The following is a 20,309-nucleotide window of genomic DNA, read 5'->3' on the forward strand; positions in this document are numbered from 1 at the left end:
CCACTCGCCTTTCGGCGATAGGGGTACGATCAAGGCATTGCCACCGATGGAAGCCAACGCATGTCGATACACGATCAAAACGATGAGGGGCGCCGCCGTTTTCTCAAGCTCGCCGCGGGTGGTGTGGCCGCCGCCGGCGTGTTGGGCACGCTTCCCAGGGCCGCACGGGCCCAGGACCTGCCTCATGTCTCGTTGTCCGACCCCACCGCCCAGGCGCTGAAGTACACCGAAGACGCCAGCAAGGCCCAGGGAAAGAAGGCCCCCGGCGACGCGTGCTTCAACTGCAATTTCTACCAGGGCAAGGCCGGCGCGGCCTGGGGGCCATGCCAACTGTTCCCCGGCAAGGCTGTGGCCGCGAAGGGCTGGTGCGTTTCCCACGCCGCCATGATCTGAGGCAGCCCGGACCGCACAGACAAAAGGCCAGCCGTGAGGCTGGCCTTTGCGTGTCCGAACTCAAAATGCAGCCCTAGCGCGCCAGGCCGAGGAGCTGACCCGCCTGACGCGCAGGGCGGCAATCCGGGGCCCACTGCCAAGTGATTTACCCTCGGACTGGGGATCATACTCCCCTCCACGGGCGACCGGCCAATGGCAGTTAAATGGCGATGCCGTTAACCAGGTAAAGCAATGTTATTCAATAGCTTGCAATATTGATCTGCGACCGTGTCGAGCTTTTCGCCGGAAATCCGCAGCGGATCAGGCCTGTCGCTTCAGCCGGCTGTGGCGGTAGCCGTAGGCGATGTAGACGATGACGCCCAGGGCGGTCCAGACACCCATCAACACCCAGTTGCGCACACCCATCGACCACAGAAGCCCGATGCAGCTGAGGATGCCCAGCACGCACGTGACCGGAGCCCAGGGCACGCGGAACGTGCGCGGGAGGTCCGGCGCCGTCTTGCGCAGGATCATGACGCCGGCGCACACGGCGCAGAACGCGACCAGCGTGCCCATGGACGTGAGATCGCCGAGCACGTTCAGCGGGAACACGGCGGCGAGCAAGGCGATGCCCAGGCCGGTGATGACGGTGTTGATGTGCGGGGTGCGGTACTTCGGGTGGATGGTGGTGAACACTTTCGGCATCAGGCCATCGCGCCCCATGATCATGAAGATGCGCGGCTGGGCGATGATCATCACCAGCACCACGGACGAAAGCCCGATGAGCGCACCCACCTCCACCACGCCGCGCAGCCAGCCCAGTTCCGGATGCTGGCGGATCGCCGTGACCACCGGTTCGGACGTGCCGAGTTCGGTGAAGGGAACCAGGCCGGTGAGTACCGCCGCCATGGCGATGTAGAGCACGGTGCAGATGGCGAGCGAGGCGAGCGTGCCGATGGGCATGTCGCGCTGCGGGTTCTTCGACTCCTGGGCCGCGGTGGACGTGGCCTCGAAACCGATATAGGCGAAGAACACCATCGACGCGCCGCGCAGGATGCCGCTCCAGCCGTATTTGTCGCCGCCCTCGTTGGCGGGAATGAAGGGGTGCCAGTTGGCGGTGTCGATGTGGCTGGCGCCGACGACGATCACCAGGATGATGAGCGCGGTCTTCAGCAGCACCATGGCCATGTTGATGCCGGTGGACTCCTTGATGCCCACGTAGCAGACCCAGGTGAGCGCCAGGGTGATGCCCACCGCCGGAAGATTGAACAGCGCGCCCGTGAGCACCATGTGGCCGTCCACCCAGTCCACGGGCGCGTTGGTGAGCGCCGGAGGAATGTGGATGCCGACATGGTCGAGCAGGCTGACGAAGTAGCCCGTCCAGCTCACCGCCACCGCGGAGGCCGAGACACCGTATTCGAGGATGAGGTTCCAGCCGATGAACCACGCCGCGCCTTCGCCGAGGGTGGCGTAAGCGTAGGAATAGGCGCTGCCGGACACGGGGATCATCGACGCGAACTCGGCGTAGCACAGCGCCGTGAACGTGCTGCAGATGGCCGCGAGGATGAAGGAAAGGATGATGGCCGGCCCGGCGTGCTCGGCCGCGGCCACGCCGGTGATGACGAAGATGCCGCCGCCGATGACCGCGCCGATACCCAGCGCCGTGAGTCCCCATGGTCCGAGAGTGCGTCGCAGGGCCGGGCCGTGTGCGTCGTCGGGTTCCGCCTGGGGTGCTTTCTTGGCAAGTAACTGCTGGAGCATGGACAGCCTGGATGTCGTGTTCGATGGAGGATAGTGCAAATGCAAAGGCCGGCGGACGCCCGCCGGCCTTTTCGTCTGTGGGCTGAGGCTCAGCCCAGGGACTTGCGCAGCTTGCTGTGCGCGTAGCCGTAGCCGAAGTAGATGGCCTGGCCGATGACGATCCAGCCGACCATCAGGCGCCAGTGCTCTTCGAACGCCTGCCAGAACAGATACACGCAGGCGAGGGCGCCGGTGACGCAGATCGGCCAGACGAACGGCACGCGGAAGCTGCGCTTCAGGTCCGGACGGGTGTAGCGGAGGATGAGCACGCCCACGCAGACGGTGGCGAAGGCGAGCAGGGTGCCCATCGACACCAGTTCGCCGAGCACGCTGACCGGGAACAGGCCGGCCATGGCGGCGGCGGCCACGCCCACGATGATGGTGCCGATGTACGGAGTGCGGAACTTCGGGTGCACCTTGGCCATGGTCTGCGGCAGCAGGCCGTCTTTCGCCATCGAGAAGAAGATGCGCGGAAGGCCCATGAGCATCACCAGGATGACCGAGGACAGGCCGGTGATGGCGCCGAGCACCACGATGGCCTTCAGCCAGGACAGGTGCGGATACAGGCCTAGCGCGGTGGCCACCGGCTCCGGCGTGTTGAGCATGCGGAACGGCGCGATGCCGGTAAGCACGAGGGCCACGGCGATGTACAGCACGGTGCAGATGGCGAGCGAGCCGAGGATGCCGATGGGCATGTCGCGCTGCGGATTCTTCGCTTCGCCCGCCGCGGTCGACACCGCGTCGAAGCCGACGTAGGAGAAGAAGACGATGGTGGCCGCGCGGAAGATGCCGCCCCAGCCGAACGTGCCCGGACCTTCCGCTTCCGGAATGAACGGATGCCAGTTGGACGGGTTGATGACCTGGATGGCGAAGGCGAGGAACAGCAGGATCACGGTGACCTTGATGGCCACGATGATCGAGTTGACGAACGCCGATTGCGTGATGCCGACGTAGCAGAGCCCGGAAAGGGCGGCGATGATGGCCACCGCCGGCAGGTTGATCAACGTGCCGGTGGCCTGGATGTGGCCGTCGACGAACTGGAAGGGTGCGGACGACAGAGACACCGGCAGGGCGAGGTTCGTGCCGGCCATCTGGCCGACCATGCCGAGCAGTTCGTTGAAATAGCCGGACCAGCCGGCGGCGACGGTGGCCGCGGCGAAGAGGTATTCGAGGACGAGGTTCCAGCCGACGAACCAGGCGACGTACTCGCCGAGGGTGGCATAGGAATAAGAGTAGGCGCTGCCGGAAACCGGAAGCATGGCGGCGAACTCGGCGTAGCAGAGGCCGGCCAGGGCGCAGGCGAAGCCCGCGATGAGGAAACTGATGACCAGCGCGGGGCCCGCATGCAGCGCGGCGGCCTGCCCGGTGATGACGAAGATACCTGCACCGATGACGGCGCCGACGCCGAGGAGAATCAGGTGCTTGGCCGTGAGGACTCGCTTGAGCTCGCCGCTTGCGTGCGCACCGGTTTCGATGTGTTCGCCAGCGTCGACGTGCGGCGCGGCCTCAATGGGATGCGTCGCGAACAGGTGTTTCAGCATGTGTCTCCCCTACTGCCGGAATGTAGCCTTTTATTATTGGAACCGCCGCGTGCCGCGGTGGACGCGCCTCTGCCCGGAAGCGCTGGCACGGCACCATAGCCCAGGGGGGCTCGGCCGTACAAGCTGCAATGCGAGGCCTGCCAAGGCATTGCATGCGGCGAGCGAGGTGTCGACCATGACTTGCGGCGGTTGTGCATATCGTGTCGCGGTGTTTTAGAAAACCATGTTGAGCGCCACCTGGGGCGCCACATAATCGGCCGTGTTGCGGCCGCCGACGGTGAACTGCACGCCCGCGATGAGTCCCGTGTTCGGCGTGAAGTTGTATTCGACGGCGGGCGCGAGACTGAATTCCTGGCTGGGAGCCAGCCTGTACGCCATGCGCGAGCCGCCTGCAGCCGTGCCGGCGACGCTCACGGCGCTGGCACGGTTCCAGATGGCTTCGCCCACGAGCACCCAGCGGGCGTCCAGCGCGTATTCGGCTGCCACGGAGGCGTTCCATGCCTGACCCAGCCGTGCGTGGCCGCGAAAACCTGCATCGGTACCGTACACGCTGCTGTCGCGCACCCGGATGCGACCGGGAGACGGGCTCCACGCCAGCTGGCCGCGCCAACGGATGGCCTGGCCGCCGTCGAGCCAGAAGAGTTCCTGGGCGCCGAACGCGAACGTGGTGCGCATGGCGCCATTGCCCGTACCGTTCAGCGGGTTGGTGTCGAGGCGGTGGTAGCGCCCGGTGGGCAGACGTTGGGCCAGGGCCAGCCCCAGCACCAGGCCTGTGCCGTCGGCGGCCGGCCCACGGAGGCGCTGTTGGAAGCGAACCGTGGTGTCGCCCACGCGCATACCGTCGGTGTGTTGCCCGTTGCCCGAGGTACGAGCCGCATTGAGGATGACCTGCGCGGACGCCGTGTCGGTGAGGGCATAGGTGATTGGCAGCGCAATCTGCCACTGCCGGACGGTGGGTTTGCTTTCGTGGCGGCCGCCACGGTTGTCGTAGCTGCCGCGCGTATTGGTATGAATGAGGTAGGGCTGGATGTTCACCATGCCGGCCGGCAACGCATTGACGGCGGGGGTGACGAGGGGGCCGGTGAAATTGGCTTCGCCGGGAAGGGCTGCACCCCAGACGGCAGCGGGGCCGGAGCACGCCAGCGCGAACGCGGCGGCGGACTTCAATTTCTGCGACATACGCGACTCCTTGCATTGCACAGCGGACGCTGCGGACGGAGCGCGTCGTGCGCCCGTTGACATCGTAGGCAAGCCTCTACCGGCGGCGACATCGGACTAATCCGAAAAAGACGTGCGAAAATGCCGGCTCTTTCGAAGCCTTCCCCTCATGGACGCCGCACGACAGCATTTGCTCGACGCACTGGACGACTACGCGGCCCGCTGGCCGGACGAAGCCGCGGTACACCACTTCATCGCCTGGGGGCGCAACGAGGCGCGGCCCTTCCACCGCGAAACACTGCGTGGCCATTTCACCGCTTCGGCGTGGCTGGTAAGCGCGGACGGCGAACGTGCGTTACTGATGCACCACCGGAAACTGGGCCGTTGGCTGCAGCCCGGTGGGCATGCGGACGGGGACGCGGATCTTCCGGGCGTCGCGTTGCGCGAGGCCGGGGAAGAAACGGGCTTGATGGGGCTGGCGGTCCTTCCGGGCATCTTCGACGTGGACCGCCACGTCATTCCGGCCCGCGGAGCCGAGCTGGAGCATTGGCATTACGACGTGCGCTATGCCGTGGTCGCTTGCGGTGGCGAAGGTTTCATGGCGAATGAAGAATCGCTGGAACTGGCGTGGCGCCCGGTGCCGGAGATCGCGCGCGATCCGTCCCTGGATCCGTCGCTCCGCCGCATGGCGTCGAAATGGCTGTCCGGCCGCCGCTGACGGGCTGGTTCAGTCCGCGTACCTGGCCGGCGCCGGGTGGATCGCGCCGCAGTTGCCACAGGTGCGAGCCTCCACCGACCGATAGAACCTGTCGAAAACCGGCGGAAAGTCGGTTTCGATGCTGCCCAGCGTGAAGTACTGCTCGTACAGCTTGTGGTTGCACGCTTCGCAGAACCACATCAGGCCGTCTTTCTCGCCCGCCATGCGGCGCCTTTCGATCACCAGCCCGATCGAATCGGGCATGCGTTGCGGCGAGTGCGGCACCCGGGGAGGCAGGTAGAACATCTGCCCGGCCTTGATCGGGATGTCGCGGGCCTGGCCATCGTCCTGCACTTTCAGCACCATCTCGCCTTCGAGCTGGTAGAAGAACTCCGGCCCCTCGTCGTAATGGTAGTCGGTGCGAGAATTCGGGCCGCCGACGATCATGACGATGAGGTCGCCGTCGACAATGCATTTATTGCCGACGGGTGGCTTGAGCAGGGCGCGGTTCTCGTCGATCCAGCGTTCAAGGTCGATGGGTGGCAGCAGGCTCATGGCATGGATTGCTTGGGACGTTCGCGAATCATACGCCTGAACGTGTGCAGGGACGGACCTTTCGCCCCGGCGCGCGGTCTTGTACAACGGCGCACCTGACCTTGAGAATCCGCCCGATGCCGTCGTGGTACCACGACCGAACGACCGTCCCCGCGCTTCGGCCGCCGCCGCAAGGGCGGCGCGAGGCCGCGGTCGTCGTCGTGGGCGGCGGGTTCGCCGGGCTGAATACGGCCCTGGGATTGGCCGCCCGCGGCGTGCGCGACGTGGTCGTCCTGGAATCCCAATGGATCGGCTTCGGGGCGTCGGGCCGGAACGGCGGCTTCGTCTTCGCCGGCTATTCGCTGGGCGAAACGGCGTTGCTGGAGCAGGCAGGGCCGGAACGGGCTCGCGCGCTTTACGCGCGCACGGTGGACGCGGTGAATCTGATTCGCGAGCGGATCGCGGTGCTGGGTATCGATTGCGACGCCGTCGATGCGGGGGTGGTCTGGGCGAACTGGTTCCGCGACGCCGCGGTGCTGCGCTCGCGGCAGCGTCTGCTTGCCGAACATTACGGTGCGGACTGGCAGTGGATACCCGAGGACGCCATGCACGAATTCGTGCGCAGCCCCCGGTACCACGATGGACTCTACGAGCGGAACGCCCTGCACATCGATCCTCTGGCCTACGCGCGTGGTCTGGCGCAAGCGGCCGAACGGGCGGGAGTGCGCATCCACGAATCGTCGCGCGTGCGCATGCTCGAACGTCGGGGCCCGCGCTGGGTGCTGCGTGTGGGCGATGCCGAACTGGAAACCCCGAACGTGGTGCTCGCCTGCGGCGGTTACCTTGCCGGACTGGACCGCCGCATCGATCGCGCGGTGCTGCCCATTGCCACTTATGTGATGGTGACCGAACCGTTGGGCGAGCGACTCGGCGAATGCCTGCGCACGCGCGCCGCGGTGTACGACACGCGCTTCGCCTTCGATTACTATCGACCGCTTGCCGACACGCGCCTGCTCTGGGGCGGCCGCATTTCGGTGCGCGACCGGTCGCCACGTGCCGTGCAACGACTCCTGAAGCGCGACCTCGCACGCGTGTTTCCGTCGCTGGCGGATGTGCGGGTCGAGCAGGCATGGTCGGGCCTGATGAGCTATGCACGTCACGAAATGCCCCAGGTGGGCACGCATGGAAACGGCCTATGGTATGCACAAGCGTTCGGCGGCCACGGGCTGGCACCGACATGCGCGGCCGGCGAAGCGTTGGCGGAAGCCATCGCATCGGGGGAGCCGGTGCTCGATGCGTACGCGGGCTTCGGCCTGGATCCGGTACACCGGCCGTTCGGTTATCTGGCCGCGCAAGGCACCTATTGGAAATACGAATTGCGCGACTGGTTCAAGTCGCGACTGGAAGGATGAGATGAGCGAAGAAATCAGCTGGGCAGACTTCGAGAAGGTGCAACTGGTGGCGGGCACGATCGTGCGCGCCGAAGCATTCCCCGAAGCGCGTCGACCGGCTTACAAGATCTGGGCGGACTTCGGCCCGCACGGCGAGAAGAAGACGAGCGCGCAGGTGGCGGCCATCTACAGCGCAGAAGAACTGGTCGGCAAGCAGATCGTCGGTGTGATCAACTTCCCGGAAAAACAGATCGGGCCCTTCCGCTCGCAATTCCTGCTGACGGGTTTCCATACCGACGAGGGTGTGGTCATCACCACGACCGAGCGAGCGGTGCCAAACGGTAGCCGGCTGGCGTGAGGCTCCCACAGGAGGGGCTTAACGGGAGTGGCGGTCGAGCCATACGAGCACGCCCTGGGCGTTGAGGCGGATGTCCACCTCCAGCACTTTCACGATCTCCGCCGTGGTCAGTGTGACGCCTTGTGCGCGGGCACGCTCGACATAAAGATCGATGAAGTCGAAGGCGATGCGTTGTTCGCGGTCGGGAGCGGAGGCGTGTCGGCGAGCAATGGCAACCATGGCGTCGATCGACCGGTGCAGATCGCCGGCAAGCCGCTTCACGTCGGTCACCCTGCCGTAATGCGTGAGGTACATGGCCTCAGGCTCGTAACGCATGAGGCGTTCGATGGACGCGTGAGCCGCGTCGGGGTCGAATTGGACCGGTGACGTGGTGGGGATGATGAAGGGCCCACCCGGCGAATCGAGTTCGCGATAGGAAAGGCCGAACACGTCGCCGGTGAAGAACGCATTGGAGCGTTCATCGTGTATGGCGATGTGGTGACGGGCATGGCCGGGCGTGTCGAGGCAGAGCAGGGCGCGGCCGGCCAGGTCGACGACGAAGCCGTCGTCTGCTTCGATGACGCGGTCTTTCGGCACGGGAACGATGTCGCCGTAGTCCCTGCGCACGATGTCCTCCCCGCCATATACGGCGGCGGCACCGGCGATAAGGGCGGAGGGGTCGATCATGTGCGGGGCGCCGCGAGGATGCACCGCGAGCATGGCGTTGGGCAGGTGCCGCATCAGCTGACCGGCACCCGCGGAGTGATCGAGGTGGACATGGGTGAGGATCACCCAGTCGATGTCTTTCGGCTGAAGATCGGCGTCGGCGATCGCGTCAAGGAAGCGGGGCAGCGAATGCGCGGTACCGCTGTCGATGAAGGCGCCCCGGCCTCGTTCGGCGACCAGGTAGGCCGCATCGAAGGAGGGGCGGGCAAAGCCCGTGTCGATGGTGTGGATGCCGTGCATGGGCTGAGGTTAGCTCCAAACCTTCGCTCTGTGTGGGAGCCGCTTCAGCGGCGATGGGTGCTCGCGGTAGCGTGCCCGCTGCCGCGGGATCGCCGCTGAAGCGGCTCCCACACGAGTGATCCTCTGGCCTTGTTACAGAGCCTCGAAGACGCCGGCGGCGCCCATGCCTGTGCCGATGCACATCGTGACCATGCCGTACTTCTGCTTGCGACGGCGCAGGCCGTGGATCAACGTGGCCGCGCGGACGGCGCCGGTGGCACCCAGGGGGTGGCCGAGGGCGATGGCGCCGCCCAGCGGATTCACCTTGGCCGGGTCGAGGCCGAGTTCGCGGATCACCGCAAGGGCCTGGGCTGCGAAGGCTTCATTAAGCTCGATCCAGTCGAGTTGGTCCTGCGTGATGCCCGTCTGCTTCAGCGCCTTCGGGATCGCTTCCTTCGGGCCGATACCCATCACCTCCGGCGCTACGCCGGCCACCGAGAAGCCCACGAAACGGGCGAGCGGGGTGAGGCCGTATTCCTTGATGGCCTTCTCGCTGGCGATCAGCAGGGCGCCGGCTCCGTCGGACATCTGCGAGGAATTGCCCGCGGTCACCGAACCGCCGAACTGGCCGTTACGGAATACCGGACGCAGCTTTCCCAGCACTTCCAGCGACGTGTCCTGGCGCGGACCTTCGTCGGTGTCGATGATGCGGCGGTCTTCACGCACGCTGTGGTTCTTCAGGTCCGGATAGCGGTCGTCGAGCTGGAAGGGCGTGATCTCGTCCTTGAACTCGCCCGCGGCGATGGCCGCGATGGCCCGCTGGTGCGACTGCAGTGCGAAGGCGTCCTGGTCTTCGCGGCTCACTTTCCAACGCTCTGCCACTTTCTCGGCGGTGATACCCATGCCGAATGCAATGGCGCGGTTCTCGTCGTTCTCGAAGATGGCCGGGTTCATGGCGACCTTGTGGCCCATCATCGGCACCATGCTCATCGACTCGGTGCCGCCGGCCAGCATGAGGTCGGCCTCGCCAAGGCGAATGCGGTCGGCGGCCATCGCAATAGCCTGCACGCCCGACGAACAGAAGCGGTTGATGGTGACGCCCGGCACCTGCTCGGGCAGGCCTGCCAGCAACACGCCGATGCGCGCCACGTTCATGCCTTGCTCGGCTTCCGGCATCGCGCAACCGATGACGGCGTCGGCGATCATGGCCGGGTCGATGCCCGGCGCCTGTTCCAGCACCGCACGGATGACGTGGGCCAGCATGTCGTCGGGGCGGGTGTTGCGGAATACGCCGCGCGGCGCCTTGCCTACCGGGGTGCGGGTGGCGGCGACGATGTAGGCGTCTTGCACTTGCTTGCTCATGGAAGTGTTTCCTTTAAGTGGGGAGGTGGGCTGCGTCAGAGCGCTGTGCGCGTCAGTTACGCAGCGGCTTCCCCGTCGTCATCGTGTGCGCGATGCGGGCCTGGGTTTTCTCGGTTTGCGCCAGTTCCACGAAGTGGCGGCGTTCCAGCGCCAGCAGCCATGCCTCGTCGACCAGCGAGCCGCGTTCGATCTTGCCGCCCGACAGCGTGTCGGCGATGCGGCTGGCGATCTCGATATCGTGGGCGGACGCGAAATAGCCTTCCGCCATGTTCGCGAGCGAGGCCTTGAAGGTGGCCGTGGCCGTGTCGCCGGCTGCGGGAATGGCGCGCGCCGGCAACGGCGGGCGGTAGCCCGACTCGGCCATCGCCCGTGCCTGCGCCTTCGCCACGTGCAGGAGTTCATAGCTGTTGAAAACCACGATGTCGTCGTGGCGCAGCAGGCCGAGCGACTTGGCCTCGAGCGCGCTGGTGGACACCTTGGCCATTGCCACGGTCTCGAACACCTTCTTCAGGGATTCGAACGGATCTTCCGGGTTGGCCTGGGCCGCACGCACGGCCAGTTCCTTGAGGCCGCCGCCGGCGGGCAGCAGGCCAACGCCGGCCTCGACGAGGCCGATGTAGCTTTCCAGCGCCGCGACGGTTCGCGCCGAGTGCATCTGGAATTCGCAGCCGCCACCGAGGGCAAGGCCACGCACCGCGGCCACCACGGGCACCAGCGAGTACTTGATGCGCATGCTGGTGGCCTGGAAGTTCGCGACCATGGCCTCGAACTGCGCAAGCTTGCCTTCCTTAAGCAGACCCAGCGCACCCTTGAGGTCGGCGCCCGCCGAGAAGGGCTCGGACGGCTGCCACAGCACCACGCCGCGGAACTGCTGCTCGGCCAGACCGATGGCATGCTGGATGCCGTCGAGCACCTGGTCGTTCACCGTGTGCATCTTCGTCTTGAACGAGATCACGCCGATATCGTCGCCGGCATGCCACAGGCGCACGCCGTCGTTCTCCCAGACCGTGCTGCCCTTGTCGAACGTCTCGCCCAGGATCGGGTCGGGGAACGCCTGACGCTGGTACACCGGGTGGCTGGAGCGCGGCTTCTCGACGCCGTCGGCCGCCGAAAACGAACCCGCCTTGCCGTGCACGCCGTTACGGCCGTCGGTGACCCAGGCCGGCAGCGGCGCGCTGCTCATGGTCTTGCCGGCGGCGATGTCCTCGGCGATCCAGCCGGCAACCTGCTGCCAGCCGGCCGCTTGCCAGAGCTCGAACGGGCCGAGCTTCCACCCGTAACCCCAGCGAATGGCGAAGTCGACGTCGCGCGCGGTATCGGCGATGTCGGCCAGGTGATACGCGGTGTAGTGGAAGAGGTCGCGGAATACGGCCCACAGGAACTGCGCCTGCGGATCGGCCGAGGCGCGCAGCTTGGCGAACTTCTCGGCCGGGTCCTTGATGGCCAGGATGGCCGAGACCTCGTCGGACGCCTTCTGCTCGGATACACGGTAGTCCTGCTTCTGCAGGTCGAGCACCACGATGTCCTTGCCGGCCTTGCGGTACACGCCGGCCCCGGCCTTCTGACCGAGGGCGCCCTTGTCGATCAGGCCCTTCAGCCATGCCGGCGCCTGGAAGTAGGCGTGCCAGGGATCGTTGGGCAGGGTGTCCGCCATCGTCTTGACGACATGGGCCAGGGTGTCGAGGCCGACGACGTCTGCCGTGCGGAAGGTGGCGCTCTTCGGGCGGCCGATGGCCGGGCCCGTGAGGGCATCGACGGTGTCGAAGCCGAGACCGAACTTCTCGGTGTGGTGCATCGTGGACAGCATCGAGAACACGCCGATGCGGTTGCCGATGAAGTTGGGGGTGTCCTTGGCGTAGACCACGCCCTTGCCGAGAGTGGTGGTGAGGAAGGCTTCGAGGCCTTCCAGCACCGCACGGTCGGTGAGCTTCGTGGGGATCAGCTCCACGAGGTGCATGTAGCGCGGCGGATTGAAGAAATGCACGCCGGTGAAGCGGTGGCGCATCTCTTCCGGCAGCGCTTCGGCCAAGCCGTTGATCGACAGGCCGGAGGTGTTGCTGGCCAGCACGGCGGTCTTGGACACGTGCGGGGCGATCTTCGTATACAGATCGAGCTTCCAGTCCATCCGCTCGGCGATGGCCTCGATCACCAGGTCGACATCGGCCAACAGGGCCAGGTCTTCTTCATAGTTGGCCGGCACGATCGCGGCAGCCAGGTTTTTTTCGGCCAGCGGTGCGGGGGACAGCTTGGCGAGGTTGGCGATCGCCTTCATGGCGATGCCGCTCTTCGGGCCTTCCTTTGCCGGGAGGTCGAACAGCACGGTTTCCACGTTGGCGTTCGTCAGGTGAGCGGCAATCTGCGCGCCCATGACGCCGGCGCCGAGTACCGCGGCCTTGCGAATGCGTAACGGTGTTGCGGTCATGGTGTTCTCCGATAGCTCAATGATCGTTCCCCGGTCAGCGGGTGACCGGGGAATTGGAAACGGAAGGGTTGCGCAGGCCGGCGGCGGCGAAGCGGATGAGATGGTCCGCGGCTGCTTCGCGGTGGTCGCGCTCGGCGACGTCGCTCTTGCGCTGGATAATGCCGAAGTCGGCCATGGCGTATGTCAGGGCGCCGGTGACGATATCCAGGCGCCAGTAGATCTCTTCCCTGGCCAGGCCGGGCAGCAGGCGTCCGAATTCCGCGGCGAACTGGCGCAACACGTGGCCGTAGTTGTCCGAGAGGAAGCGGCGCAGGGTGTCGTTGTGCTCGGCATAGGCACGCGCCAACACACGGACGAAGGCGGCGCCGCCGCCGTCCGTTCGCGAGAGGTCGAGCGCCGGGCGGATGTATGCGTCGAGCACATCCTCGAGCTGGGTCTCGTCCTGGTTCGCGATTTTCCCCAGGGCCGCCAGGCGCCGGCTGTTCAGTTCGTCGAGGCGGCGGCGAAACACTTCCTCGATGAGTTTGTCCTTGGAGCCGAAGTGGTAATTCACGGCGGCCAGGTTCACCCGCGCGGCTGCCGTCACCTGACGGAGCGATGCGCCCGCGAACCCGTGGGTGGCGAAAAGGGCCTCGGCAGCGCCCAGGATCCGCTCTTTCGTGCTGCGTTCGCGGGAGGCGTAGGGTGCGCTCGTCATGTCGGCGGACTCCGCAGGCGGTGGGTTTGAATCAAACGATCGTTTGAGAGTACGCCCGGCCGCCCGGGCCGGTCAATCCGCGACCGCACATGCGCCTGCAACGGGGTTGCGGATCAGCTAGAATCTGTCAAGATTTCGTGTGCTAAGTCAGTCATTCCGGACGGCTTTAGCCGTAAACTGGCATCCGGCGCCCCCTAAGGCGCCCATGATCTTCCTTGTCTTATTCCTATTCCCGGAGCACCCGTATGGCGCTGGAGCGCACCCTTTCGATCATCAAGCCCGATGCCGTCAAGAAGAACGTCGTCGGCGAAATCCTTGCCCGCTTCGAGAAGGCCGGCCTCAAGGTCGTGGCCGCGCGCATGGCGCAGCTGAGCCGCGCCGAAGCCGAAGGCTTCTACGCCGTCCACAAGGAGCGTCCGTTCTTCAAGGCGCTGGTCGATTTCATGATCTCCGGCCCCGTCATGATCCAGGTGCTGGAGGGTGAGGGCGCCATCCTGAAGAACCGCGACCTCATGGGTGCCACCAACCCCAAGGAAGCCGCCCCGGGCACGATCCGCGCCGACTTCGCCGAGTCGATCGACGCCAACGCCGTCCACGGTTCCGATGCGCCGGAAACCGCGGCGGTGGAAATCGCCTATTTCTTCCGCACGACGGAAGTCGTCTCCCACTGAGTCATGCCGTGAATACGCCCGCCGAAAAGGTCAATCTGCTCGACTTCGATCGCCAGGGGCTGCGCGATTTCTTCGCCCAGCTCGGCGAGAAGCCGTATCGCGCCGAGCAGGTCATGAAGTGGATCTACCACCGTCTCGAAAGCAATTTCGAGAAGATGACCGATGTCGGCAAGGCGTTGCGCGAAAAACTCAGCGCCAGCTGCTACGTGGGCCCGCCGAAAACCGTGTTCGAGAAAGGCGCGGTCGACGGCACCCACAAGTGGCTGCTGGGCATGGATGGCGGCAACGCCATCGAGACGGTGTACATCCCGGAGCCGACCCGCGGCACGCTGTGCGTGTCGTCGCAGGTCGGCTGCGCCCTGAACTGCCAGTTCTGCTCCACGGCCACCCAGGGCTTCTCCCGCAACCTGTCCACGGCTGAGATCATCGGCCAGGTATGGGTCGCGGCCAAACATCTCGGCAACGTGCCGCACCAGCAGCGCCGCATCACCAACGTGGTGATGATGGGCATGGGCGAGCCGCTGCTGAACTTCGACAACGTGGTGAAGGCCATGAGCCTGATGCGCGACGACCTGGGCTTCGGCCTGGCGAGCAAGCGCGTCACGCTGTCCACGGCCGGCCTCGTGCCGATGATCGACCGCCTCTCCGCCGAAAGCGACGTCTCCCTGGCCGTATCGCTGCACGCGGCCAACGACGAACTGCGCACGGAGCTGGTGCCGCTGAACAAGCGTTACCCGCTGGCGGAGCTGATGGGCGCCTGCGAGCGTTACATCCAGCGTGCGCCGCGCACCTCGATCACCTTCGAATACACGCTCATGAAGGGCGTGAACGACCAGCCCGAGCACGCGCGCCAGCTCATCAAGTTCATGCGCCGTCTTCCGGGGGCGAACAAGGTCAACCTCATTCCGTTCAATCCGTTCCCGGGGACGCGTTTCGAGCGTTCCGGCCAGGACGAGATCCGCGCGTTCCAGACCCAACTGCTCAACGCGGGCGTGTTGACCATGCTGCGCCGTACCCGTGGCGACGACATCGACGCCGCCTGCGGTCAGTTGAAGGGGCAGGTCGTGGACCGTACCCGCCGGCAGGCGGAGTTCCGCAAGAAACTCGGAGAGGGAGTGGTGAATGCGGCTTGAGCGTTGGGGACTCCTGGCCGCGCTCGCGTTCGCGTGCGCCGGCTGCGTGGGCGACGGCTCGGGCCTCCGGCCTTCGACGGCCGCGGAGGATCGCGCCAAGGGCGCCGAGGTCTATACGGAGCTTGGCCAGCGCTACATGCAGAACGGCGACCTCAAGGGCGCCATGGAAAAACTCCAGAAAGCGCTTCAGTTCGACCCGAAATACGTTCCGGCCCATACGGTTATCGCCGTGCTCTACGAGCGCATCAACGACCCGGTGAATGCCGAACTGCACTATCGCAAGGCCGTGGAATACGACCCGAAGAAGGGCTCGGTGAACAACAACCTCGCCGTGTTCCTGTGCACCCAGCATCGGCCGGCGGAGGCAAAGCCGTACTTCGATCGCGCCCTGGCCGACCCGTTCTACGAAACGCCGGACCTCGCGCTCAGCAATGCGGGCACCTGCCAGCTGCAATCTCAGGATTACGACGCCGCCGAGGGTTATTTCCGCAAGGCGATCGAGCGCAATCCGAATAACGCGGACGCCCTGTATCAGATGGCGCACGTGTTGTACCTTAAGAACGATGCATTCCGGGCGCGTGCCTTCCTGCAACGCTACGAGGCGCTGGGGGCGCCGAGTCCGGATTCGTTGAAGCTCGGTCACGATATCGAGCTCCGTCTGGGCAACGGGGAGGGTGCCCAGGACTACGCCAAACGCCTGCGCGAAAGGTTCCCGGATTCGGATCCCGCGCACGCACTCGAAGCCACCGCACGTCAATGACCCCAGTATCTTCGAATTCTTCCGGTCGGGACGGACGCGAACAGGACCTGTTCGCCGGGCTCGAGCCGAATGCACACAGGGAGCATGTCATGGATCCGCAAATCGAGGCCCCTGCCGACGAGGGCCGCGTGCTGATCGATCACGCAGCGCCCGCCGCCGGCTTCGGTAGCCGGTTGCGCGCCGCGCGCGAAGCTCGCGGCTTCAGCATCGAGGCCTGCGGACAGGCGTTGCGCCTGCCGACGCGCCTCCTGCGCCAGCTCGAGGCCGGCGAATACGGCGGCATCGATTACCAGGTGTACCTCGCCGGGTATCTCACGAAATACGGGCGCCACGTGGGCGTGGACGAAGAGGCCATCCAGGCCGAACTCGCCCGCCTCACGCCGCGTCAGCCGGAGCTCGTCGTCACCGGCGGCGTCTCCCATTCCCGTTATCTGTTCGAGCGTTACCTCACCGCGGCCACCTACGTGGTGCTGACGGCGGTGATCATCGTGCCGATGGTGTGGCTGGGTGTGCGCGGCACGCTCGACCGCGACATGGCGCGTCTTTCCCCGCTCGACGCCACGCCGGTGGCGCAGCAGGACGCTCCTGCCGCGCCGTCGTCCAGTGCGGGCGGCAGCGTTGCCGTCACCGAGGCGAAGCCGGTCGCCGCCGGCGAACCCCGTGTGGAAGACCAGCAGCCCCTGATGGCCTCCATGGCCATGTTCCCGCCGCTCGACCACGCCACGGCCAACAAGGCACCGCTGGCCTCCGCGGCGCCCACGCCCGACAACGCGTCTGGCCAGGGCGCGCACAGCCTCACGCTGAACCTGCCTTCCGCCAGCTGGGTGGAAGTCACGGCGGCCGACGGTTCGCGTCTGGAGTACGGGATCCTGCCGGCCGGCACGCAGAAGTCGTACCGCAGCGACTCCCAGCTCGACGTCCGCATCGGTAACGCCACCGGTGCCCAGGTGACGGTCGACGGGCAGCCGGTGCAGCTGGACGCGTTCCGCCGTGCCAATGTGGCCCGGTTCCGCGTCGACGTCCGCGACGGCAAGGCTTCGCCCACCGCCCTCTGATCCCTGCGGCACGCCGTGCGCACACTGCGCGGCGCCGCCTGCCCGTGCTTTTCGGGTATCCTTGCCTATTGATCCGTGCCGTCATCGCCGATGGCCGGCCCGGGCTCGTTCCCTCCCTCGGATTTGCTGCGCGGAGCGCAGTGGGTGATTGCATGGCATTCGACGTATACGACGACTACGAACAGGGCGAACGCGTCCAGCAGTGGCTGCGCAAGAACGGCGTCTCGATCGCCGTGGGCATCGGCCTGGGCCTGGCGCTGATCTTCGGCTGGCAGCAGTGGAAGTCGCATCGGGCGAACCACGAGCAGGCCGCCGCCGGCGAATACTCGGCGTTGCAGCTTGCCGTGGCCCAGAGCCGCGCCAACGAGATCGACATGCGTACGGAAACCCTGCTCAAGGATTACTCGGACACCGCCTGGTCGGTGTTCGCCGCCAGCGAACGTGCCCAGCGCAACCTCCTTGCCGGCCAGTTCGACAAGGCAGCGGGCGACCTTGACTGGGCGAAGGCCCACGCGAAGGATTCCACGCTCAAGGCCCTCGTGTCGTTTCGCGGGGCCCAGCTGAAGTACGCGCAAGGCAAGCCGCAGGATGCCATTGCCGCCCTGGACGGCATGGACGGCAAGACGTTCGTGGCGCTCTCGCAGGAACTCCGTGGCGACGCGCTGGTCAAGCTGGGTCGTCCCGACGATGCGCGCAAGGCCTACCAAGCCGCCATCGCCGCCATGGGCGACAGTGCACCGCAGCGCGGTGTGGTCCAAACCAAACTCGATGATCTGGCCGTGGCCGGGAAGCAGGGTGCATGAAACGTTTCTGGGCAATCGCGTTGACTTCGTCGCTGGTCGTTCTGGCCGGCTGCCATTCGTTCAAGAAGGAAAACGTCGAACCGCCGACCCCGCTCGACAAGAAATTCGAGCCGACGCTAAAGGTCGAGCGCGTGTGGAAGTCCAGCATCGGTGACGGTGCCGCCGAATCCGGCGTGCGCATGCGGCCGACTGTGTCCGACGGCGTGCTCTACGCCGCCAGCACGGACGGGAAGATCGCCGCGTTCGAAGCGTCCACCGGCAAGAAGCTCTGGTCGAAGAGCACCCGCCAGCACGGCTGGTTCGGCTGGGGCGACGCCAAGCGCGAAGACGCCCGCTTCTCCGGCGGCCCCGGTGCGGCCGGCGATCTGGTGGCCATCGGCACGCTGGACGGCCACCTGTACGGCATCAACGCGAAGGACGGCGAACGCCGCTGGGCCACCGAGGTGTCCTCGGAAGTCATCACCGCGCCGGTGATCGTCGGCGATCTCGTGGTGGTCCGCACGAACGACGGCCGCGTCTACGGCATCGACGCCAAGTCCGGCGAGCGCCGCTGGGTTTACGACCAGTCGCAGGTGCCGCTGCTCAGCCTGCGCGGCAACAGCCGCCTCCTGGTGGCCAACGGCGTGGTGTTCTTCGGCAGCGATGCCGGCAAGCTCGTGGCACTGCGCCTCGACAACGGTGAGAAGCTCTGGGAGCAGACGCTCGCCACCGGCGAAGGCCGTACCGAAATCGACCGTCTCTCCGACGCCGACGGCGCGCTGGTCCTCGATGGCAGCACCCTCTACGGCGCGGCTTACCACGGCCAGCTCACGGCCATTGACGGTCCCAGCGGCCGCCCGCTGTGGAACCACGCGCTGTCCACCTTCACTTCGCTCGATGTGCACGGCAATGCCGTGTTCGGTGTGGACGACGTTTCCGAGGTGCTTGCCTACGACAAGTCCGGCGGCGCCAACATCTGGAAGCAAAGCGCCCTGAAGTATCGCTGGCTCACCGGCCCGGCGGTGCAGGGCAACTATGTGGTCGTGGGCGATCTCGACGGCCACATCCATTGGCTCGACAGCAGCGACGGCAAGATCGTGGCCCGCGAGCGCCTGTCCAAGAAAGCCATTCGTGCCCAGCCCCTTGTGGTGGGCGATACCGTCTACGTCGAGGATGTCGAGGGCCATATCGGCGCCTACCGCATCCCGGCGAACTGATCCAAGGAATGATGTACCCCCATGTTGCCCGTCGTCGCCCTGGTCGGCCGCCCCAACGTCGGTAAGTCGACCCTCTTCAACGCGTTGACGCGCAGCAGGGACGCCCTCGTCGCCGACATGCCCGGCGTCACCCGCGACAGGCACTACGGTGTCTGCCGCCTCGGTCCCCGACCCTTCGTGGTCGTGGATACCGGCGGCCTGTCGGGAAGCGACGAAGGTATCGAAGGTCTCACCGCCCAGCAGGTTCGCGCCGCCATCTCGGAAGCGAACCTGCTTGTCTTCGTGGTCGACGCGCGCGAGGGCATCCTGCCGCTCGACGCATCGATCCTCACCGAGCTTCGCCGCAGCGGCAAGCCGATCATCGTCGTGGTCAACAAGACCGACGGCGTGGACGAGCTGGTCGCGATGGGCGAGTTCGCCTCGTTCGGCATCGCCGAGACGCTGCCGATGTCGGCGGCGCACAGCCGCGGCGTCGACACGCTGGTGGCCAAGGCGCTGCCGCACCTCCCGGACGACCGCGACGACGATCCGGCTCTGGAAGACCAGGGCATTCGCGTGGCGATCGTGGGCCGACCGAACGCGGGCAAGTCCACGCTCATCAATCGCCTGTTGGGCGAAGACCGCCTCATCGTGTCCGACCTCGCCGGCACCACCCGCGATCCGATCCGGGTGTCGCTTGAGCGCGACGGACGCCGCTACACGCTGGTGGATACCGCCGGCGTGCGTCGCCGCTCGCGCGTGGAAGAGGCAGTAGAGAAGTTCAGCGTTATCAAGACGTTGCAATCCATTGCTGCTTCGCAGGTAACGATCGTGATGATCGATGCGCGGGAGAACCTGGCCGACCAGGACCTCACGCTCATCGGTCACGCTATCGAGGAAGGCCGGGCACTCGTCATTGCCGTGAACAAGTGGGACGGCATGGACAGCTACCAGCGCGAGCAGACCCAGAAGGCCCTCGAGCGACGCCTGCAGTTCGCCGACTGGGCAAAGACGGTCTTCATCTCTGCGCTGCACGGTTCGGGTCTCCGCGAATTGATGAAGGCGGTGATCCGCGCTCATGCGGCGGCGACGAAGGAGCTGTCGTCCAGCGAACTCACGCGCACGCTGGAGAAGGCCTACGAGGCCTACCAGCCGCCGCTGGTGCGCGGTCATGCGCCGAAGCTGCGCTACGCGCATCCGGGCGGCTCGAACCCGCCTACCATCGTCATCCATGGCAGCCGTACCAAGCACATCGCGCCGGCGTATCGTCGCTACCTGGAGGGGTTCTTCCGGAAGCGCTTCCGCCTGGAAGGCACGCCGGTGCGTATCGATTTCCGCGATGGCGAGAATCCTTTCGCCGGCCGCAAGAATGTGCTGACGGAAGGCCAGCAGCGCCGTCGCCAGCGCATGATCCGCAACGCAAAGCGACGCGAGAAATAAGCGACTGCAAAGTAAC

The 20,309-nt window shown here is 66.1% G+C and carries 19 protein-coding genes; 11 read left to right on the forward strand and 8 right to left on the reverse strand.

Features of this window, described 5'->3' with window-relative positions; all coding sequences use genetic code 11:
• Positions 1–60 precede the first annotated feature (60 nt).
• Positions 61–393, forward strand: a complete 333-nt coding sequence (locus tag FHS47_RS06040) for a high-potential iron-sulfur protein (RefSeq protein ID WP_167024355.1) — start codon at positions 61–63, stop codon at positions 391–393.
• A 300-nt stretch (positions 394–693) separates the two neighbouring features.
• Here the strand turns inward: FHS47_RS06040 and FHS47_RS06045 are convergent, their stop codons facing one another.
• The 3 genes from FHS47_RS06045 to FHS47_RS06055 all read right to left on the reverse strand — a co-directional run bounded on the left by FHS47_RS06045 (position 694) and on the right by FHS47_RS06055 (position 4,892).
• Positions 694–2,133, reverse strand: coding sequence for an amino acid permease (locus FHS47_RS06045; protein WP_167024358.1), 1,440 nt, complete (start codon positions 2,131–2,133; stop codon positions 694–696).
• 89 nt (positions 2,134–2,222) lie between these two features.
• Complete coding sequence (locus FHS47_RS06050; protein WP_167024361.1) at positions 2,223–3,713, reverse strand: amino acid permease; 1,491 nt, start codon at positions 3,711–3,713, stop codon at positions 2,223–2,225.
• A gap of 213 nt (positions 3,714–3,926) precedes the next feature.
• Positions 3,927–4,892, reverse strand: a complete 966-nt coding sequence (locus FHS47_RS06055; RefSeq protein WP_167024364.1) for a transporter — start codon at positions 4,890–4,892, stop codon at positions 3,927–3,929.
• A gap of 148 nt (positions 4,893–5,040) precedes the next feature.
• Here FHS47_RS06055 and FHS47_RS06060 point away from each other — a divergent pair, with 148 nt between their 5' ends.
• The gene (locus FHS47_RS06060; protein WP_167024367.1) at positions 5,041–5,589 is read left to right on the forward strand and encodes an NUDIX hydrolase; all 549 of its coding nucleotides are present in this window, start codon (positions 5,041–5,043) and stop codon (positions 5,587–5,589) included.
• A 9-nt stretch (positions 5,590–5,598) separates the two neighbouring features.
• Here FHS47_RS06060 and FHS47_RS06065 read toward each other — a convergent pair whose 3' ends face one another.
• Positions 5,599–6,123, reverse strand: coding sequence for a 3-hydroxyanthranilate 3,4-dioxygenase (locus tag FHS47_RS06065; protein ID WP_167024370.1), 525 nt, complete (start codon positions 6,121–6,123; stop codon positions 5,599–5,601).
• Positions 6,124–6,239: 116 nt separating this feature from the next.
• On the opposite strand from FHS47_RS06065, the gene FHS47_RS06070 reads away from it, so the two are divergent.
• Together FHS47_RS06070 and FHS47_RS06075 are read left to right on the forward strand one after the other, a co-directional pair.
• Complete coding sequence (locus tag FHS47_RS06070; protein ID WP_167024372.1) at positions 6,240–7,514, forward strand: FAD-binding oxidoreductase; 1,275 nt, start codon at positions 6,240–6,242, stop codon at positions 7,512–7,514.
• A 1-nt stretch (position 7,515) separates the two neighbouring features.
• The gene (locus FHS47_RS06075; protein WP_167024375.1) at positions 7,516–7,851 is read left to right on the forward strand and encodes a tRNA-binding protein; all 336 of its coding nucleotides are present in this window, start codon (positions 7,516–7,518) and stop codon (positions 7,849–7,851) included.
• Between the two features lie 18 nt (positions 7,852–7,869).
• On the opposite strand, the gene FHS47_RS06080 is transcribed toward FHS47_RS06075, so the two are convergent.
• From FHS47_RS06080 to FHS47_RS06095, 4 genes are all read right to left on the reverse strand, one after another.
• Positions 7,870–8,796 carry an MBL fold metallo-hydrolase gene (locus FHS47_RS06080; RefSeq protein WP_167024378.1) on the reverse strand — a complete coding sequence of 309 codons (927 nt, stop codon included), beginning with the start codon at positions 8,794–8,796 and terminating at the stop codon, positions 7,870–7,872.
• Positions 8,797–8,928: 132 nt separating this feature from the next.
• Entirely contained in the window at positions 8,929–10,137 is a 1,209-nt protein-coding gene (locus tag FHS47_RS06085) for an acetyl-CoA C-acyltransferase (protein WP_167024381.1), read from the reverse strand.
• A gap of 52 nt (positions 10,138–10,189) precedes the next feature.
• On the reverse strand, positions 10,190–12,559 hold the full coding sequence (locus FHS47_RS06090; protein WP_167024384.1) for a 3-hydroxyacyl-CoA dehydrogenase/enoyl-CoA hydratase family protein: 2,370 nt from the start codon (positions 12,557–12,559) through the stop codon (positions 10,190–10,192).
• 34 nt (positions 12,560–12,593) lie between these two features.
• The gene (locus FHS47_RS06095) at positions 12,594–13,256 is read right to left on the reverse strand and encodes a TetR/AcrR family transcriptional regulator (protein WP_167024387.1); all 663 of its coding nucleotides are present in this window, start codon (positions 13,254–13,256) and stop codon (positions 12,594–12,596) included.
• A gap of 245 nt (positions 13,257–13,501) precedes the next feature.
• Here FHS47_RS06095 and ndk point away from each other — a divergent pair, with 245 nt between their 5' ends.
• The 7 genes from ndk (at position 13,502) to der (ending at position 20,293) form a co-directional block, all read left to right on the forward strand.
• Complete coding sequence (ndk, locus tag FHS47_RS06100) at positions 13,502–13,927, forward strand: nucleoside-diphosphate kinase (protein ID WP_167024392.1); 426 nt, start codon at positions 13,502–13,504, stop codon at positions 13,925–13,927.
• A gap of 8 nt (positions 13,928–13,935) precedes the next feature.
• Positions 13,936–15,060, forward strand: a complete 1,125-nt coding sequence (gene rlmN, locus FHS47_RS06105; RefSeq protein ID WP_208381813.1) for a 23S rRNA (adenine(2503)-C(2))-methyltransferase RlmN — start codon at positions 13,936–13,938, stop codon at positions 15,058–15,060.
• The gene (pilW, locus tag FHS47_RS06110) at positions 15,050–15,820 is read left to right on the forward strand and encodes a type IV pilus biogenesis/stability protein PilW (protein WP_167024395.1); all 771 of its coding nucleotides are present in this window, start codon (positions 15,050–15,052) and stop codon (positions 15,818–15,820) included. The genes rlmN and pilW overlap by 11 nt, the downstream gene beginning before the upstream one ends.
• An 89-nt stretch (positions 15,821–15,909) precedes the next feature.
• Entirely contained in the window at positions 15,910–16,875 is a 966-nt protein-coding gene (locus tag FHS47_RS06115; protein WP_167024398.1) for a helix-turn-helix domain-containing protein, read from the forward strand.
• Between the two features lie 152 nt (positions 16,876–17,027).
• Positions 17,028–17,678 carry a tetratricopeptide repeat protein gene (locus tag FHS47_RS06120; RefSeq protein ID WP_167024400.1) on the forward strand — a complete coding sequence of 217 codons (651 nt, stop codon included), beginning with the start codon at positions 17,028–17,030 and terminating at the stop codon, positions 17,676–17,678.
• Positions 17,675–18,874, forward strand: a complete 1,200-nt coding sequence (bamB, locus tag FHS47_RS06125) for an outer membrane protein assembly factor BamB (RefSeq protein ID WP_167024403.1) — start codon at positions 17,675–17,677, stop codon at positions 18,872–18,874. The genes FHS47_RS06120 and bamB overlap by 4 nt, the downstream gene beginning before the upstream one ends.
• 21 nt (positions 18,875–18,895) lie before the next feature.
• On the forward strand, positions 18,896–20,293 hold the full coding sequence (der, locus tag FHS47_RS06130; RefSeq protein WP_167024406.1) for a ribosome biogenesis GTPase Der: 1,398 nt from the start codon (positions 18,896–18,898) through the stop codon (positions 20,291–20,293).
• Positions 20,294–20,309 lie beyond the last annotated feature (16 nt).

This window comes from Luteibacter sp. SG786 (assembly GCF_011759605.1).
Lineage (GTDB): Bacteria > Pseudomonadota > Gammaproteobacteria > Xanthomonadales > Rhodanobacteraceae > Luteibacter.